21 protein-coding genes are annotated in these 17,238 nt (G+C 29.5%); 9 read left to right on the forward strand and 12 right to left on the reverse strand.

Features of this window, described 5'->3' with window-relative positions; genetic code table 11:
* Positions 1-50: 50 nt before the first annotated feature.
* Complete coding sequence (locus tag AANAER_RS04250) at positions 51-752, reverse strand: response regulator (protein ID WP_164969361.1); 702 nt, start codon at positions 750-752, stop codon at positions 51-53.
* 104 nt (positions 753-856) lie between these two features.
* Between AANAER_RS04250 and AANAER_RS04255 the strand changes: the two genes are divergently transcribed.
* Positions 857-1,510 (forward strand): response regulator transcription factor, encoded by a 654-nt coding sequence (locus AANAER_RS04255; RefSeq protein WP_170218430.1) that lies wholly within the window; start codon positions 857-859, stop codon positions 1,508-1,510.
* 3 nt (positions 1,511-1,513) lie between these two features.
* Here AANAER_RS04255 and AANAER_RS14950 read toward each other — a convergent pair whose 3' ends face one another.
* From AANAER_RS14950 to AANAER_RS04270, 4 genes are all read right to left on the reverse strand, one after another.
* On the reverse strand, positions 1,514-1,687 hold the full coding sequence (locus AANAER_RS14950; RefSeq protein ID WP_164969360.1) for a hypothetical protein: 174 nt from the start codon (positions 1,685-1,687) through the stop codon (positions 1,514-1,516).
* A 98-nt stretch (positions 1,688-1,785) separates the two neighbouring features.
* A complete protein-coding gene (locus AANAER_RS04260; protein WP_129082534.1) occupies positions 1,786-2,763 on the reverse strand; it encodes a hypothetical protein in 978 nt (325 codons plus the stop codon).
* A 1-nt stretch (position 2,764) separates the two neighbouring features.
* Positions 2,765-3,175 (reverse strand): hypothetical protein, encoded by a 411-nt coding sequence (locus AANAER_RS04265; RefSeq protein WP_129082533.1) that lies wholly within the window; start codon positions 3,173-3,175, stop codon positions 2,765-2,767.
* Position 3,176: 1 nt separating this feature from the next.
* Positions 3,177-3,464: a hypothetical protein gene (locus tag AANAER_RS04270; RefSeq protein WP_044415748.1), complete on the reverse strand. Its 288-nt coding sequence runs from the start codon at positions 3,462-3,464 to the stop codon at positions 3,177-3,179.
* A 134-nt stretch (positions 3,465-3,598) separates the two neighbouring features.
* On the opposite strand from AANAER_RS04270, the gene AANAER_RS04275 reads away from it, so the two are divergent.
* On the forward strand, positions 3,599-5,530 hold the full coding sequence (locus tag AANAER_RS04275) for a TonB-dependent receptor plug domain-containing protein (RefSeq protein ID WP_044415746.1): 1,932 nt from the start codon (positions 3,599-3,601) through the stop codon (positions 5,528-5,530).
* 25 nt (positions 5,531-5,555) lie between these two features.
* Here the strand turns inward: AANAER_RS04275 and AANAER_RS04280 are convergent, their stop codons facing one another.
* Positions 5,556-6,785: an HD domain-containing protein gene (locus AANAER_RS04280; protein WP_129082532.1), complete on the reverse strand. Its 1,230-nt coding sequence runs from the start codon at positions 6,783-6,785 to the stop codon at positions 5,556-5,558.
* A 150-nt stretch (positions 6,786-6,935) separates the two neighbouring features.
* On the opposite strand from AANAER_RS04280, the gene AANAER_RS04285 reads away from it, so the two are divergent.
* A complete protein-coding gene (locus AANAER_RS04285; RefSeq protein WP_129082531.1) occupies positions 6,936-7,916 on the forward strand; it encodes a DUF2156 domain-containing protein in 981 nt (326 codons plus the stop codon).
* Positions 7,913-8,335: a GNAT family N-acetyltransferase gene (locus AANAER_RS04290; protein ID WP_129082530.1), complete on the forward strand. Its 423-nt coding sequence runs from the start codon at positions 7,913-7,915 to the stop codon at positions 8,333-8,335. The genes AANAER_RS04285 and AANAER_RS04290 overlap by 4 nt, the downstream gene beginning before the upstream one ends.
* Before the next feature lie 13 nt (positions 8,336-8,348).
* Here AANAER_RS04290 and rpiB read toward each other — a convergent pair whose 3' ends face one another.
* The 3 genes from rpiB to folD are packed head-to-tail and all read right to left on the reverse strand — an operon-like array spanning position 8,349 to position 10,454.
* The gene (gene rpiB, locus AANAER_RS04295) at positions 8,349-8,798 is read right to left on the reverse strand and encodes a ribose 5-phosphate isomerase B (protein ID WP_044415740.1); all 450 of its coding nucleotides are present in this window, start codon (positions 8,796-8,798) and stop codon (positions 8,349-8,351) included.
* Positions 8,798-9,595, reverse strand: coding sequence for a signal peptidase I (lepB, locus tag AANAER_RS04300; RefSeq protein ID WP_044415738.1), 798 nt, complete (start codon positions 9,593-9,595; stop codon positions 8,798-8,800). The genes rpiB and lepB overlap by 1 nt, the downstream gene beginning before the upstream one ends.
* 4 nt (positions 9,596-9,599) lie before the next feature.
* A complete protein-coding gene (gene folD, locus AANAER_RS04305; protein ID WP_129082529.1) occupies positions 9,600-10,454 on the reverse strand; it encodes a bifunctional methylenetetrahydrofolate dehydrogenase/methenyltetrahydrofolate cyclohydrolase FolD in 855 nt (284 codons plus the stop codon).
* Positions 10,455-10,527: 73 nt separating this feature from the next.
* On the opposite strand from folD, the gene AANAER_RS04310 reads away from it, so the two are divergent.
* The 5 genes from AANAER_RS04310 to AANAER_RS04330 all read left to right on the forward strand — a co-directional run bounded on the left by AANAER_RS04310 (position 10,528) and on the right by AANAER_RS04330 (position 13,585).
* Positions 10,528-10,899, forward strand: coding sequence for a c-type cytochrome (locus AANAER_RS04310; RefSeq protein WP_044415735.1), 372 nt, complete (start codon positions 10,528-10,530; stop codon positions 10,897-10,899).
* Positions 10,900-10,964: 65 nt separating this feature from the next.
* Positions 10,965-11,501: a 50S ribosomal protein L25/general stress protein Ctc gene (locus tag AANAER_RS04315; RefSeq protein ID WP_129082528.1), complete on the forward strand. Its 537-nt coding sequence runs from the start codon at positions 10,965-10,967 to the stop codon at positions 11,499-11,501.
* An 11-nt stretch (positions 11,502-11,512) separates the two neighbouring features.
* A complete protein-coding gene (pth, locus tag AANAER_RS04320) occupies positions 11,513-12,067 on the forward strand; it encodes an aminoacyl-tRNA hydrolase (protein WP_129082527.1) in 555 nt (184 codons plus the stop codon).
* Between the two features lies 1 nt (position 12,068).
* Positions 12,069-13,139, forward strand: coding sequence for an LptF/LptG family permease (locus AANAER_RS04325; protein ID WP_044415731.1), 1,071 nt, complete (start codon positions 12,069-12,071; stop codon positions 13,137-13,139).
* A complete protein-coding gene (locus AANAER_RS04330; protein ID WP_044415729.1) occupies positions 13,139-13,585 on the forward strand; it encodes an NUDIX domain-containing protein in 447 nt (148 codons plus the stop codon). The genes AANAER_RS04325 and AANAER_RS04330 overlap by 1 nt, the downstream gene beginning before the upstream one ends.
* Here the strand turns inward: AANAER_RS04330 and AANAER_RS04335 are convergent.
* From AANAER_RS04335 to tyrS, 3 genes are all read right to left on the reverse strand, one after another.
* Entirely contained in the window at positions 13,548-14,873 is a 1,326-nt protein-coding gene (locus AANAER_RS04335; protein WP_170218431.1) for an N-acetylmuramoyl-L-alanine amidase family protein, read from the reverse strand. The two genes, AANAER_RS04330 and AANAER_RS04335, sit on opposite strands and share 38 nt — an antisense overlap.
* A gap of 67 nt (positions 14,874-14,940) precedes the next feature.
* The gene (locus AANAER_RS04340; RefSeq protein WP_044415725.1) at positions 14,941-16,014 is read right to left on the reverse strand and encodes a nitronate monooxygenase; all 1,074 of its coding nucleotides are present in this window, start codon (positions 16,012-16,014) and stop codon (positions 14,941-14,943) included.
* Positions 16,015-16,024: 10 nt separating this feature from the next.
* Positions 16,025-17,233, reverse strand: a complete 1,209-nt coding sequence (tyrS, locus tag AANAER_RS04345) for a tyrosine--tRNA ligase (RefSeq protein ID WP_129082525.1) — start codon at positions 17,231-17,233, stop codon at positions 16,025-16,027.
* Between the last annotated feature and the right edge of the window lie 5 nt (positions 17,234-17,238).

Below are 17,238 nucleotides of genomic sequence, written 5' to 3' on the forward strand. Positions count from 1 at the left end.
TTTAAGAAGAAGAGAGAAAAGAATAAGAGTTATAAATAAAGCTTTTATTTTCATCTGATATTTTTCTCTTCTTCTAAAGGATTACTTATTTTTATAAGCTTTTCTACCTCAGGAAGTTTTACGTTTTTTAAATCTAAATCATTAAGTTCTTTTAATACTTTTGCAAGTTTTTTCACCTCTTGGGATATTTTATCTATATCCTTTATCTCATCCTCTTTTGCTTTGAAGAGATTCATCTCCTTTTTTATTATAAAACTTGAAGAGAGAAAGAGAATATGAGCCAAAGATTGTCTCCAGTGATGGCTTATTTCATGTATTAATTTAAGAACAAGAGATACTTTTTCTCTCTCTTGCAAGTTTAAATTGATCTTTTTTAATTCAAGTTTTTGAAGGTTTTTATCTAATATAGCTATTAATTCATCTTTTGTTGCAGGTTTTGATAAAAAAGAGTTGATGCCTATATTTATCGCTTTTTTATAATCATCAATATTTTTAGAACCGCTAAATAAAATTATAAGTTGATTTTTATCTAGCTCTTTTATTTTTTCGCTTATTTCAAGAATGTTTTTATCGGATAATTTTGTTTCGGAAATAACTATATCTTGATGAAATTTTGTAAAACTTTCTATAGCTTCATCTTTAGTTTTTGCAAAATATAAACTTTTTACTCTCTTTTTAAGAGCATCAATTAAAAATTCTTTACTTTGGTTATCTTCTTCAATACACAAAACGGTAGAGTCATTCAGCAACATATTTATTTTCCGATTTAAATAATTAAATAAATTTTTAGAATTGTATAACATAAATCTAAGTGATATTTATATAAAATCTTAGGAATCTTTGTAAAGGCAGTTTTATGATTAAAAACAGAGTACTTTTAATAGAAGATGATGAAGATGTAATTGTATGGATAAAAGAGTATTTGGAGGAGTTTGGTTTTGAAGTTTCTGCTCTAACGACAGTAACCGATGCCATATCAAATATTAGCGTAAATTCTTACAATATTATTTTACTTGATATAAATCTTCCCGATTTCTACGGATATGAAGTATTAAAACATATCCAATCCAATAAAAACGATATTCCCGTAATTGTTATAAGTGCCTATTCAGATAGAAAAACAAAACTTCATGCTTTTAAATTAGGTGCAAGTGATTATATGACAAAACCTATAGATTTGGAAGAGTTAGAAGCCAGAATTAGAGTTCATACAAAAAGTAACTCTCCTGATTTTCAAAATAAACTGTTTTTTGTAAGAGATAACACAATATTTTTTCAAGATAAAGCCTTGAGTTTGACGAAAACGGAATTTGAACTTTTAAGTAAATTAATAGAAAATAAAAATATTTTATTGGAAAGAGAGTTTTTGTGTGAAGCTTTGTCTTCTATTAGTTCAAACAGGTCTTTGGATTATCATATTAGAAATATTAGAAAAAAGATAGGAGATGAGGGCTCTAATCCGAAATATCTTTTAACAGAGTACGGTTTGGGATATAAGTTAATTTATTAGAGTCTAAAAAAAGATATCTTCACTTCCGAAATACTCTTTTAATTTTCCGTCTATTTCGATTTTATCTTCTAATTGTTTTTCTCTATTTTTTTCATTTTTTTTAGATTTATTCTCTTTTGAGCAAAGAACTTTTTCTCTTAAAGTATTGTTTTGTTTTTTTGTATTATTCCTTTCCATAACCTTCCTTGTCTATTATGTTTTGGTTATGGAATATTATTGTTAAAATCTATGTAAATTAAGAATAAATCTTAGGAGTCTTTGTAAAAGAAGATTATTTATTTAAAATAATCTTCCAAAAATAGATTTTTAAGTTTATCGTTTAAACCGTTTGCATTAAACATAATAAGCTCTCTGTAGTATCTTTGAAGGGTTTTGCTTTTTAATATGGATTTTCCTCCGTCTACAATCATAGACAAAGTTATTATTTTTTGCAGTAAATTAAAGAGTCTTACTCTTATTTTATCCAATTCATCAGGATCAGTTGAATTTAAAAACTCTTTTTTTATCATTTTTAATTTTTTCTTGGAATCATTTTTAAGAGTTTCATTGTTAATATGTTCCAAAGCTCCTAAACCAAGACCGTAAAAAGCATAATGTACGGTTTTAGATAAAGATTTGTTTTTAGAATAATTTCCTATAGGATTAGAGGAAACCACATCTTCTTCTTTTACAAAATAATCTTTAAGTTCTATATTTACCGTATTTAAAGATTGTCCTACAAAAGTTCTAGGTGTTTCTCCTATATAAAAACCTTTTGTTTGTTCAAACTTTGTTAAAACTTCCATCTCATTTCCCGCAAAATGAAAACCCACAAGAAGATGATCAAAAATCTTATAACCGCTTGCCCAGGTTAAAATACCGTTTAATTTATATCCGTCTTTGCATTTTTTTGCATTTACATAGGTTTGTGTTGATCTTAAATGGTTTATTGCAATACCGCATTTTTTATCAAAATAGAACTCTTTTCTTTTAAAGTTGTTTTTACTCATTATCGTATTTGCGGCTAATATTTGAATTCCCAAAAAGGTTAATGAAGCCGAATATTTTGTAAATTTTGAGAAGAGTTTCAGTTTTAATTTATCTTGAATCTCTTTATCATAATCATAAAGTCTAAAGCAATCTTTTTTATAGGCTATATCAAAAGATTTTTTTAATAACTCTACATCTTCATCTACTTGGTTCAAAGGAAGTTTTTCCAGTTTTTCCGAAACTTTTTTTAAATTTTTTATATATTTTTTGTATCTGTTTTCCATCTTATTTCTCTATACAGTTCTCTTTTAGATTATGAAAGTTTTCAAAAACATATTCATCTTCGATTTTTTTTATTTTTATGTTTTTTGCTTTACAAAGAAACTCTTTGCCGTCTTTTTTGATTATATAATCAAAGTTATATATAAAATTTGTTTTTGATGAAACATTTCTATTATTTAACCTCTCAAAAGAGAGTTTTTCTATAACTACATTTCTTTCTTGTTCATATTTTTGTTTAAAAAGAAGAGGCACCTTTTCTTCTTGATTTCTCATCATACTAACAACAACTAAGATAGTTACTATAATTACTGCTATTAAAGTTATAAGCTCTTTTGTTGCAAATCTATTATTGATTTTGTATATTACAAAAGCTAAAAAGGCTATTATAATAACAGCCACAAACATTATCTGCATTTTACATTCCTCTTAATTTTTTTTTGAATTCATCTTTTGACAGATATCTGCCTTTTGATGTAGTTTTAGGTAAGAACTCATCGTTTAGTGCATTTTGTTGTATTTTTTGTTTATACTGCTCTTTTGATAGATATTTCTTGTTTGAACTGCTTAAAGAAGAGGATATAGGTTTTATCTTCTCTTTTTTTTCAACTTCTATATTTTTTATAAGACCTGTTTTTAAATTTTCTAAAATATTTAATATTACAGGTAAATTCTTCTCATCTAAATCAATTTTAATTTTTGCCATAAAACACCTTTTTGTAAGTATATCATAAAAAAAGAAAACTATTTTTAAGAGAGTTTTCTTAAAAAAAACTAAAAATTAACACTTAATTAACTGCTGCTTATTAAAATAACAAAAATTAATCACAAAGGAAATAAATGAGAAAGATAGCAACTATCTCCATAGCTTGCGCGGCGATAATGTTTGCAAATGATTCTGTAGATATAGGAACTGTATCAATAACAGAAAAAGTAAATAGCAAAGTTGTTGAAAATGTTAGTCACGAAGAGATTAAATCGGCAGATCTAGCAGAAGCTTTGATGAAAAATATACCTTCAATTTCTATTGTAAGAAGAAGTGGAATCGCAAATGATATTATCTTAAGAGGACAAAAAAAAGATAATATCAATATCTTAATTGATAATGCAAAAATCTACGGTGCTTGTCCAAATAGAATGGATCCTCCGACTTCACATATTCTTACAAATAATATTGAAAGTGTTGAGATAGTTGAAGGTCCTTATGATGTAGAAAACTTTGGAACACTAAGCGGTAAAGTTAGCGTAAAAACAAAAGATCCTAAAAAAGGTGTTCACGGAGAAGTTAACGTCTCAAAAGGAAGTTACGGTTATGAGAAAGTTAGTGCTACATTAAACGGAGGAACAGACAAATTTAAATTTTTGATTTCTGCTTCAAGAGAAGAGAGCGATCAATATGAAGACGGTGACGGTGATGATTTTTATGACCAACAAGTTAAACACGGTGTTCCTTTTGCAAATCGATACTCAAAAGATGATGAGGAAGCTTATGAGAAAAAAACTTTTCTTTCGAAATTTATTTATAATATAGATGATTCCTCGGAATTAAAACTATCGTACACTGCAAACAGAAGTGATGATGTTTTATATCCAAATACTCCAATGGATGCAGACAGCGATGATTCGGATATTTATACTTTAGGATATACAAAAAGAGATTTGGGAAAATATTCAAAAGAGTTAAATATAGATTATTACTACTCAAAAGTTGACCATCCTATGAGTACGACACTAAGAAACAATGCTGTTATGTCTGATTATAAAACAAATCATATGAAAACTTCAATTTGGGGCGCAAAAATAAAAAACAGTATGGAGCTTGCAGATTATCTTGTAACTTTCGGTCTTGATACAAGTGTAAGAAACTGGAGAGGAAGATATACTTACGATACAAAAGCAGATCAAATAAGTTTGACTTCAACCGATACTACAAATAAAGCAATTTTTACAAAAGTGGAAAAAACTTTCGGGAAACTTGATTTAGAGTTTGGTGCAAGATATGATTATACGGATATAGAAGCAACAGATAGTTCAAAAACAGATAAAACCTATGTGGCTTTAAGCGGAAATATCTTCGGTATATATAACTGGGACGAAGATACAAAAATATTTGCAGGTGTGGGTAAATCTTCAAGAGTTCCCGATGCAAGAGAACTTTACTACGGATCTTCAAATAATGATTTGGAAGATACGAAAAATTACGAGGCTGATTTAGGATTTGAAAAAATTATCGGTGATTTAAGCGTTAAAACAAAACTTTTTTATTCAAGATTGGAAGATTATATCTATAACACGGGAACTTTTGAAAATATAGATGCAAAAGTTTACGGAGCTGAGATTAGCGGTATTTATCAAGCTAGTGAAAACCTCTCTTTTGATTATGGAATTGCTTATCAAAGAGGTAAAAAAGATGGAAATTATGAAGATAAAGATTTAGCGGAAATTCCACCTTTAAAAGCGAATTTAGCTTTAAACTATGCTCAAGATACTTCAAAATATACAGCAGAAATAATTGCGGTTGACAGTTGGGATGATTATGATGAAAGTGCAAAAGAACAAGAGTTATCAGGATATATGCTTGTAAATTTAAAATATAACAATAAATTGCACAAAAACTTTGATATAACAATCGGAGTGGATAACTTATTTGATACGACATACGCCTCAACAAATACATATCAAGACGTTACATATGTAACATCGGGAACCGACAGAGTATTATTAAATGATCCTGGAAGATTTGGATATATAAACTTTAGATACAGTTTCTAAAGAAGATTAAAAGAGAGTTTCTCTTTTAATCAAAATCTATTCTAACTTGAGTCTGTCCTGTTGTTCCAAACTCTTCATCTATATTTTTTGCTAATGCTTGAAAGTCTACACCTTCAACTTCTTGCAAAGTTTTCATAATCTGTTTTTTACCGTTTACCAGCTCTTTTGATTTTATGCCGTGAGAGATAGAGAGACTAGCTTCCACAAAAGCAGAAAGTTTATCACACTGTTTTAAAGCTTTTCCGTCAACAGGATTGTATCTGTCCATATTGTATTTAGAAATATCATCAACAAATTCTACTTCATCATCTTTGTAAATTCTATTTGCAAATTCATCTTTTGAATCTTTGTATAAACCTAAAATATAACAAAATTCATCATGGACAAATTCGGGAATATTGGGTAAAATCTCATCATTGATTTTTTTTATCTCATATTCGGCTATTATATTAGAAAGTTCATCTACTGAATATTTTACGGGAGTTATAATATCTCTTGTCAAGGCTTCGGGCAAATCATGAAAAAGTGAAACGTAAAAGTTATTTATAACTCTTTTATCGCAGGCGTTTACTTCTAAAGAGTAAAAGTAAGAAAAAATAGCAACCGTAAGCATATGTCCTAAAACGGAAGTTTCCGGAATTCTAGGGGTTTGTGCCCATCTTTTTTGAAATCTTAATCTTCCGCTTAGATCAACAACTTTTGCCAATTTTTTATTTAATGCAATTTTTCTAACTCCGATTAATTCATAATAATCTTCCAACTCTTCATCAACGCTTTTTTTTACGTTTTCAATATCCGACAAAAATTTTGAAGTTTGATAAACTATTGAAAATTCCCATCTTGTAGATAAATAAGAAGCGGCTTTTAAAATAAATCTCTCTTTTTTGTATATATTAGGATTTGACAGATACTCTTCAAATTTTTGTAAAAAAAGTCCGTTATCTATGGAAGAAATTGATTTTTCTAAGTTTGTTATAACCCAAGAGTTTATCTCTTTTGCTTTTTTTTGTAGAGCATTTCTAAAAACATCAGGTCTTATATCTGTTACTACTACACGTCTTAAAAACTCAAAAATCCCGGCTTCTATTAGGTGATTAAAGTTTACGTCAGGTTCAAATTTTGCTATAAAGTAAGCAATTATAAATTTATGGGCTTGTTTGTCAAGTTCAACAAGTTCAACCATTCTTGGATAATCGTTCCATCTTTGAATAGAAGCAGATGAAAATATATAATCAATTATTTTAGGAGTAATCATTCTTTATCTTCTCTCATAATGTCTCTTCTGTTTCTTTTGATTATCCCATAATGTTGATAAATAGGTGCTTATAATAAAATTAAAAATTTTTTGATGCAAAATTAAAAATCGGATGTATAATTTCGAAAATATTTCATACAAGGAAAATTTATGTCAACTCTGACAATAGGTGATTATACACTTAAATATTTTGATTTAAATGCAAAAGAGGTTATGGATAAATATTTAAGACTTATAAATGTAGATATAAGCGATTATACTTTTGCAGGCAATTATATTTGGCTTTCAACCGCAACTGGATTTTATTCAATAGTAAATGATACTTTTTGTCTTTTTATATTAAATTCAGGCGAATTAACAATGCTTCTTCCTCCTATCGGAAAAAAAGATAATACTTATGAAGCTATTTTAAAATGTTTTGAAATAATGAATGCCCATAACAGTAATAAAAACTACTCAAAAATAGAGTATGTTCATGAAAATATATTAGAGGGTTTTGTTGATTATTTGGAAGAGGGCACTTTGATTTACGAAATGTTAAAAGATTTCGTAATAGAAAAAAAATTAGTTGATTATATTTACAAAGTAGACGATTTAATTGACCTAAAAGGTGACTCTTATAAATCAAAAAGAAATGAGATAAATAAGTTTAAAAAAATCTATCCCAATCATAAAATCGAAATTTTAGATAAAAAAAAGCATGGAAACGATGTTTTAAATCTATTTAACAAATGGGTAAAAGATAGAACGACTTATATGCCAAAAGAGGAAGTTGAACTCTTTTTAGACGGGATATATTTTGAAAGATTTGCAATAAAAAGGTTAATAAACGATTATGACAATCTCGATATTACTGGACTTGTTATCTATATAGACGGGCAGATAAAAGGTTTTACCGTAGGAGAAAAGATAAATGAAAACACGGCAAGTGTTATTATAGAAAAAACAGATTTTGAAATACTTGGCTGTGCTCAGTTTATTTTTAGAGAGTTTACAAAAATTTTGAAAAATGAATATATGGTCGAGTATATAAATGTAGGAGATGATATGGGTTTTGAAAATTTAAAAAAAGTAAAAATGTCATATAGACCGAAAAAATTAGTTCCCAAATATGTGATTTATCAAAAATGAAATTATCCAAAGCAGTTAGAAGTGACGCCAAATCACTTTTTAAAATAGAACAAGAGGTTTTTAAAAACGATAATATGGCTTTATCTCTAAGAAGTTTTTATTATCATTTAAAAAATAGTATTATTTATAAAGTTGAAGTAGATAAAAAAACAGTAGCTTATATTTTATGGTTAAAAAGAAAAGAGTTTTTCAGACTCTACTCTTTTGCTGTTTTAAAAGAGTATAGAAATTTAGGTTTAGCTTCAAATCTTTTGACTTTTAGTTTTAAAAATCTTGAAAAGAAAAAGATGCAGTTAGAAGTTAGAAAATCAAACAAAAAAGCAGTAACTCTTTATACAAAGTTCGGGTTTAAAAAGATAAAAGAGTTAAAAAATTATTATGAAGATGAAGACGGTATTTTAATGAGATTGGAAAGATAATCTTTCCAACTCTTTAAGCTCTGCAGCTTCCGTAAAGGTTATTGATTTTTTGAACTCTTCCTTCATGTCTTCCACCTTGAAAAGAGGCATCGTTCCAAGCATCTACGATAGCTTCAACCATACCGTATCCCGAAACTCTTTCTCCCAGACATAATACATTTGCATCATTATGTTCTCTTGCCATTTTTGCAGAGTATTCATTGTGGCAAAGTGCAGCTCTGATTCCGTCAAATTTATTTGCCGACATAGACATTCCGATTCCTGAACCGCAAATTAAAATACCTTTGCTTCCTTCATTTGCAAGAACTTCTTTACAAACTTTTGCCGCATAATCGGGATAATCGACTCTGTCTGTTGAAAAAGGACCCATATCAATAACTTCATGACCTCTTTTTTCAAATAACTCTTTAACAAACGCTTTTATATTAATTCCGGCGTGATCTGCTCCTATAAAATATTTCATTAGTAAATTCCCTCTTTATGATTTATCTCTATTTTTTTGCCTTCCATATCTTCTTCGATACTTTCGACACTTCTAAAAATTCTGTCCCATCTAATCTCTTTATTTTCATCCCAAGAGAAGTATACAAACCAAGGTTCACCCACTATATATTTATAAGGAACTGTTCCCCAAAATCTTGAGTCGTTTGAGTGATCTCTGTTATCTCCCATCATAAAATATTCACCTTCAGGGATTTGTATAGGAAGCATATCAAAAAGTTGATAAGGTTGTAATCCGTCTTTTGTTACAGACGGATCGTTATGAATTCCAGGGTGATCTTTTCTATATGGATCAACAACGAAAAGTTTTCCGCTTATCTCTACTATTTGTTGATTTTTATAGTTCTCTTTTACGAACTCATTTCCTTCATTTGGATGTAATAAAAGATGTTTGTCTTTTAGTGCAACGATATCTCCGCCTTTTGCAACACATCTTTTTACATAATGAATATAGTTTCCTCTTTCTCTTTCATGAGGAGCATAAAAAACTACAATATCTCCACGTTCCGGACCTTCCGCATTTATAATGTGTTCATTTCCTCTAAAATCGGGTAATACTTGAAGATTGATCCAAGGAATTCTAGGAAGAGGTATTCCGTAAGCAAATTTTTTGACAAAAAGCATATCACCTATTAAAAGGGTGTTTTTCATACTTCCGCTAGGAATAACAAAAGCTTGGGCTATAAAAAATATAATTGCAAGTACAATTATAACGGTCCCAGTCCAAGAACTAGACCATCTATAAACTTTTTTTAACATATATTTACTTTCTTTTCTCTCTAAGTTTTGCCGCTTTAACTGTATTTTTAAGCAACATAGCAATAGTCATGGGACCTACACCGCCAGGAACAGGAGTTATAAAAGAGCATTTATCTTTACACCCTTCAAAATCTACATCTCCTACTAATTTTCCGTTATCTAATCTATTTATTCCCACATCTATAATAATTGCACCCTCATTTATCATATCTGCCGTTACTAGATTTACTCTTCCTGCTGCTACTATTACGATATCAGCTCTTAATGTATGGGCTTTTAGATCTTTTGTTTTTGAGTTACACACTTCAACCGTAGCTTTTGCATTAATTAAAAGTGAAGCCATAGGTTTCCCTACAATATCAGAAGAACCTATTATACATACGTTTTTCCCTATTAAATCGATATTATATTCTTGAAACATTCTCATTACGCCAAAAGGTGTTGCAGGTAAAAAAGCATCCAGGTTTGATACCATTCTTCCTACATTGTAAGGATGGAAACCGTCTACGTCTTTTAAAGGATTGATTGCTTCTAATACGGTCGTCGTATCAATATGTTCAGGAACAGGTAATTGAACTAAAATACCGTCTAATTTAGGGTCGTTGTTCATTTTCTCAATTAGTTTTAGCAACTCTTCTTGAGTCGTAGATGAATCTTTTTTATGTACTTCCGAATAAATACCCGCTTTTTCGCAGGCTTTGTGTTTACTGTTTACATATGTAGCACTTGCTGCATCATCTCCTACAAGAACAACTGCCAAGCCTGGAGTTACACCTTTTTCTTGTTTTAACTGCTCAACTTCAACTCTTACTTCTTCTTTAATTTTATTAGATAAGGATTTACCATCTAGTAGTGTCATTGCTTTATAGCCTCATATATTTTTAATTTTAGGGTGATATAATATCCAAAAAAATTTTACACAAAGGTTAAGATTGAGACTACTCTTTTTTCTATCTTTTTTTATAAGCATTTTATTCTCTCAAACTATTGATACCTCATTTATTACAAAATTTGAATACGGAGCAATGCTTTATGAAAATCCAAGGGGAATAGGGTGTGTAAAATGTCACGGCAGAGGCGATAAGCCGGTAGTAATCGCTAGATATAAACAAAAAGATAAAAAGAGTAAAAAAGTTATTGAAAAATCAATTATAGCTCCTGCTATAAACAATGTAAGTTTTTCTTTATTTATAGATAAGATGACGGCTGATAAAACAGAATCAAAAGTAATGCCTACATATTTTCTAACGGATGAAGAGTTAAAATCTTTATATTACTATATAAAAAATCTAAATAAAAAGTAACTTAAACAAAATTTAAACAAATTTTACATATAATCACGCTCTTAATTTTAAAACAAAGGAAAGTTATGTTAGAGGGTATCGTAAGAGATAGTATGACAAAACAAGGAACTAAATCTTTAAGAAGAGACGGTTATCTTATTGCTAATATCTACGGAAAAGGTTTAGAAAATATTAATGCAGCATTCAAAAAGAATGAGTTTATTAAATATTTAAAAAATAAAACAACACTTGCATTTGATGTAAAAGTTGGTGATAATACACTTAAAGTTGTTGTTCAAGAGTATCAAAAAGATCCTATTTCATCTGATTTGTTACATGTGGATTTAATGGTTGCTCAACCAGGTGTTAGAACTACTTACAAAGTTCCTGTAAAAGTTGAAGGTACACCGGTAGGTTTAAAAAACAAAGGTTTATTTATCTTCCATAAAAAAAGAGTTCCTGTAAAATCTACAATTGAAAATTTACCGGAATCTTTTACTTTACAAATTGCAGATCTTGATGTAGGTCACTCTGTTTTAATAAGAGATCTTGACTTACCTGAAGGTGTTGATTGTTACTTAGACCCTAGAGTTCCGCTTGTGGGTGTAATCAAAGCTAAGTAATTAAAGCAAAAATGCATTTAATTGTAGGTCTTGGAAATATTGGTGAAAAATATCAATTAACAAGACACAATATAGGTTTTTTAGTCATCGATGAGATGACTAAAAACTTAAATACTTCCAATATAAACAAAGCAAACTTCAAAGCTGATGTTCTGAAATCAGGTTATAATCTTTTTGCAAAACCTAAAACTTATATGAATAATTCGGGTGAAGCTGTAGTAGCTATAAAAGATTATTATAAAATTGATATTGAAAATATTATTGTTATTCATGATGACTTGGATTTACCTTTTGGAACCGTAAAATTTAAAACAGGCGGCGGCAACGGCGGTCACAACGGTTTAAAATCAATTGATTCTCATATAGGAAAAGATTATATAAGAGTTAGAATCGGTATAGGAAAACCAAAAACGAAAAATGAAGTTGTAAATTATGTTTTATCAAACTTCTCAAAAGAAGAATTAAATGAACTAGAAGGTATAATCTCACATACTATTTTAGCAATTGATGCGCTTAAAAGCGGTGAATCAATTAATGAAGTAAAATCTAAATTCACATTGAAGTAAGATGAGTATAATTACAAAATATATATTAAGAAAATATCTAGTCAATTTTATAATTGTTTTAATTTCTCTGGAACTTTTTTTCGTAGGAATGGATTTCCTTCAAAATCTTAGTAAGTTACCGGGGTCTGCCAATTTACAACTGCTTTATCTAATGTATAACAGTTTTTTTACTTTAACGTTGACTCTTCCTTTATCTTTGGTATTTGGATGGATTTTAACTCTTGTATTATTTGTAAGGAATAATGAGCTTATTGCTTTTAACTCTTTAGGCGCGACAAAAGTAAATATTTATCTGCCTGTAATGATTATTTCTACACTGCTGCTTATAATTCTTATTTCTATTCAAATGACGCCTATGGCATACTCTTATGAACAGAAAAAAAAGATTCTTGACGGTAACTATTTTACAAATACAAAATCCGATATTTTTTTAAAGTATGATGATAATTTTGTATATTTTAAAAAACTATTGCCTTTGAAAAAGCAGGCTGAGGGAATTCATATTTATAAAGTAAAAGATGAAGATATCGTAGAAACAATTATTGCAAAAAAAGCATATTTTCAAAATAACAAATGGTATGTAGTTGATGCAAAAGTCGTAAAAAAACCCAAATATATGGATTTTGAAAATTCAAAATTGGAAGTAAGGTATGAAAAATTTTTAAATACTTTAGACGGTTTTAAACCGAAAATCCTTGATAATGTTTATGATGATAAGTCAACTTTTTCCATACTTGATGCTATATCTGCACTTTCACTTTTAGCAAAACAGGATATTAGCACGGATAAAATAAGGGCTGCAATATATTACAATATTTTGATTCCTTTTTTTATTCTTCCTATGATGATGCTGATTTTTGCTTTTGTCTCTTCAAACAGAAGATTTTTTAATATGGGATCGTTTACTTCATTTTCAATATTTTCTACCCTAGTTGTCTGGGGAATATTTTTTATGTTGCATAAATTTTCAAATAGTGGTGTAATGAGACCGGAGTTTTCACTTCTAATACCGATGGCACTTTGGTATGTGGTTTCATATTTTATTTATAAAAAAAGAAGTAGAGTATTATAATGAAAAAAATAGAAGCGTACGGAGTTGTTTTATACACTGTAGAAAAAGATTCCATAAAAATTTTATTATGTAAATCCGTAAAGAGTAGAGATAAGTGGGGCTGTTTAAAAGGCGTAAAATTATCTTCTGAAACTCCAAGAGAGTGTGCAAGAAGAGAGTTTTATGAAGAGTCTTCGATTAAAGGTGTAGAAAGTTATCTTTTTGAAGATTATTTTGAACAAAGAAATGAAGAGAAGAATATAGGCGTGTGGCTGGTAAATATTCAAAAAGTGGCAAATTGGAAGAGTTACTTTTTTGAAGATAAACTTTTAGACAACTATTTATCTTGGGAAAATTCAAAAGTTAAGTTTTTTGATATTAAAAAACTGCCGAATATTAAAAAGAAACAAAAAGATTTAATCAAACAGATTAAGGATTTTTTGCAAAATAAGAGTCAACACCGTTAGCAATACCTATTGCTAAATACTCTTGATATCTTCTATTAAAGATTCTTCTTCCCTCTTTTTTATGGGTTATATATCCGATTTCAATTAAAACTGAAGGCATTTGAGCTCCTACAAGTACCCAAAAAGGTCCTTCTCTTACTCCTCCGTCTTCCACATCTTTATGTAATTTTCTAGTGCTGTAGAGCATATTTCTTTGAATATCTATTGAGAGTTTATGAGAAGCTGTAATTCTAGGTCTGTTAAGTGATTCCAAGAAAGCTTTTTTAGAAGAACCGCTCATTTTTCTTATATCTGATTTGTTTTCCAAGGCTGCTACCCTTTTTGCTCTTGAACTTCTTGCAGGGCTTAAAAAGAAAGTCTCTACACCTTGAAGTTTACTTACTTTTGATTTAGGTGCCGCATTTGCATGAATTGAGATAAAGATATCGGCTTTTTTCTTATTAGCTAAAACCGTACGGTGTCTTACTTTTATAAATCTATCGTTGTTTCTTGTCAGATATACTTTGTAGCCTCTTTGTTTAAGTATTGCTTCTAGGTATTTAGTAACACTGAATACCGCGTATTTTTCATACATTTTTTTACCGCTTCCCACTGCTCCTGAATCTTTTCCCCCATGTCCTGCATCCAAAACAACGACTCTGTTAAGTCCTGGTTTATAAACTTTGGGTGATTTTGAAATTTTTGCACTGCTTTTTGCTATTACATTATCTTTTCCCAAAACTTTTAATACTAAACGATTATTATTTATAAAATATATGGTTTTTAAATTTGTTTTATCTTCAAAAAGTATTCTTAATGTACTTTTATCTATCTGTTTTATTACTATTTGATTTACGCCTTTTATAGAGAGTTTAGTGGGATAGGCATCTTTAAAATTCCCTTTTATATCATATACATCTTGATATGCGTCTTTTTCTCTTTTTTCATAAAACTTTACATAATCTTTTGTGATTTTTGTTTTGAAGTCAATAATAATCATATTATTTCTATCTTCTACGGATTTAATGGTATAGTTACTGTTTGAAGGAAGATTTTTTATTTTCGGTTTTGAAATAGTTTTTGTGTTTTCTTTTCTTTTATTTTGACTTATTTTTAAGGGTTCTATCTTTTTTACACTGTTAATTGAACCATTATATTTTTTGAGTTCTTTTTGATATTTTCTTATATCTTTATTTAATTTTTTACCTGTAGAAATTAATATTTTCAGATTTTTTATTTCACTGTTTCTGTCATTATTTAAAACTGCTTTTAGATAGCCTATTCTAGCATCATTATATGTTTCAGACAAGCTAGCTAAAGCAGAAGTTGCAAATAAGAAAATAAAAATGACTGAGAGGAAAATTTTTTTAAAAATTTTATTCCCCTTTTGTCAGTTTTTCCATTAATTCATGTACAGAAATAATTTTGTCGATTTTATAACCGTTTGCTCCGGTGAAGAATAGACCTGTGTCTAAATCTCCTTTATATGCAGCACCAAGTCTATCTGCAATACAATATCCGACTATTTTTGCTTCTTGTCCTCTGTTACAAGGAGCAACACAGTTGGATATACAAGCAACTTTTGGTGCAGTACCTACTTCCATTGATTTTTGAAGATTTGTTCTAACACCTCTTGCCGGTAGACCTACAGGTGATTTCATAAGTTGGATATCTTCTTTTTTTGCATCAAGAATTACTTTTTTGAAATTTGCATCGGCATCACATTCATATGTTCCTATAAATCTTGTTGCCATTTGAACTCCGGTACAACCCATTGCCATATATTTATCAATATCTTTTTTATCCCAAATTCCACCGGCTGCAATAATAGGGAAATCTCCCCAATTTTTAGCTTCTTCAATTACTTGGGGAACTATATTTTCTAATTGGTACTCTTCTTGGAAACACTGCTCATAGGTAAAACCTTGATGCCCTCCAGATTTTGGACCTTCTACTATAACAGCATCGGGAAGTTTATTATATCTTTTCCATTTTTTACAAATAAGTTTTAAAGCTCTTGCACTTGATACGATAGGTATTAATGCAACATCCGGAAAATTTTTTGTAAATTCCGGCATATTAGTTGGAAGTCCGGCTCCTGTTATAATCATATTAATACCTGCTTCGCATGCATCTTTTACTATTCTTCCGTAGTCATTTGAAGCATATAATACGTTACATGCAAGAGGTAAATTCCCGCATATTTTTCTTGCATTTTTTATTATTGTTGTTAAAGCCTCTTTTGAATAAAAGTTAAGTACATCAACCGGTTTATCTTTTTTTGTTTTAATAGTAAATTCATCACTTTTATAATAACCGGTTCCAACTCCGGAAATAACTCCTAGTCCTCCCTCTTTACTAACAGTCCCAGCTAATCTGTCCCAACTAATTCCAACACCCATACCACCTTGTATGATAGGGTATTTTATTTCATATTTTCCTATTTTCAAACTTTACCTTTTATTTTATTATTATCTTAGCAAAACTTTTTTTACCTTTTTGTAAAATATATTCTCCTGCTTCTAAATTTAACTTCTCATTTTTTACTTTTTCTTGGTTTATACTTACTGCGTTTGCTTTTACGTCCCGTCTTGCTTGAGAAGTGGAATTAACAAGTTTTGCATCAACAAGAGCTTGACAAATCCATATTCCGTTTTCCATTTCAAACTCCGGCATATCGGTTGGAATATCTTTTTTTGCAAAAACTTTTTCAAATTCTGTTTTTGCTTTTATTCCAACTCCTGCTCCATGATATCTATCAACTATTTCAATAGCAAGTTCTTCTTTTACTACTTTAGGATGTAATGTACCATTTTTTACGCCATTTTTCAAATTTTCTATATCTTTTAATGATTTAGATGATAAAAGTTCGTAATATCTCCACATTAAATCATCTGAAATTGATAATGTTTTTCCAAACATATCATTTGGCTGATCTGTAACACCGATATAATTACCCAAAGATTTCGACATTTTTTGAACTCCGTCAAGACCTTCTAAAATAGGCATCATTAGTACTGCTTGTTGTTTTTTGCAGTTATAAGCTTTTTGAAGTGTTCTTCCCATAAGTAAGTTAAACTTTTGGTCAGTCCCTCCTAGTTCTATATCCGTACCCATTGCAACAGAATCATAACCTTGAAGTAAAGGATAAATAAATTCACTAACCGCAATAGGAGTATTTGAACTGTATCTTTTTGAAAAATCGTCTCTTTCTAACATTCTTGCAACCGTTAAGTTAGAAGCAAGTGAGATTAATCCGCCTGTTCCAAGCTCTTTTAACCATTTTGAATTAAATTTAACTTCTGTTTTTTCAGGATCTAAAATTTTAAATACTTGTTCTTTATATGTTTCGGCGTTTTTTAAAACTTGTTCTTCACTTAATATTTTTCTTGTTTCACTTTTTCCTGTCGGGTCACCGATTGTAGCAGTAAAGTCTCCAATCAAAAACTGAACAATCGCTCCGAATTTTTGAAAAGTTGCCATTTTTTGAATTAAAACAGTATGCCCTAAGTGTAAATCAGGAGCAGTTGGATCAAATCCGACTTTCACATAAAAGTTTTCACCGTTTTCAAAGTAATTTCTTAATAGTTTTTCTATTCTTTCGATATCTATTATTTCGGCTGTTCCTCTTTGAATTTCAGCTAGGGCCTCTTTTATCTTCTCTTCCATTTATC

This window comes from Halarcobacter anaerophilus (assembly GCF_006459125.1).
GTDB classification, from domain to species: Bacteria; Campylobacterota; Campylobacteria; order Campylobacterales; family Arcobacteraceae; genus Halarcobacter; species Halarcobacter anaerophilus.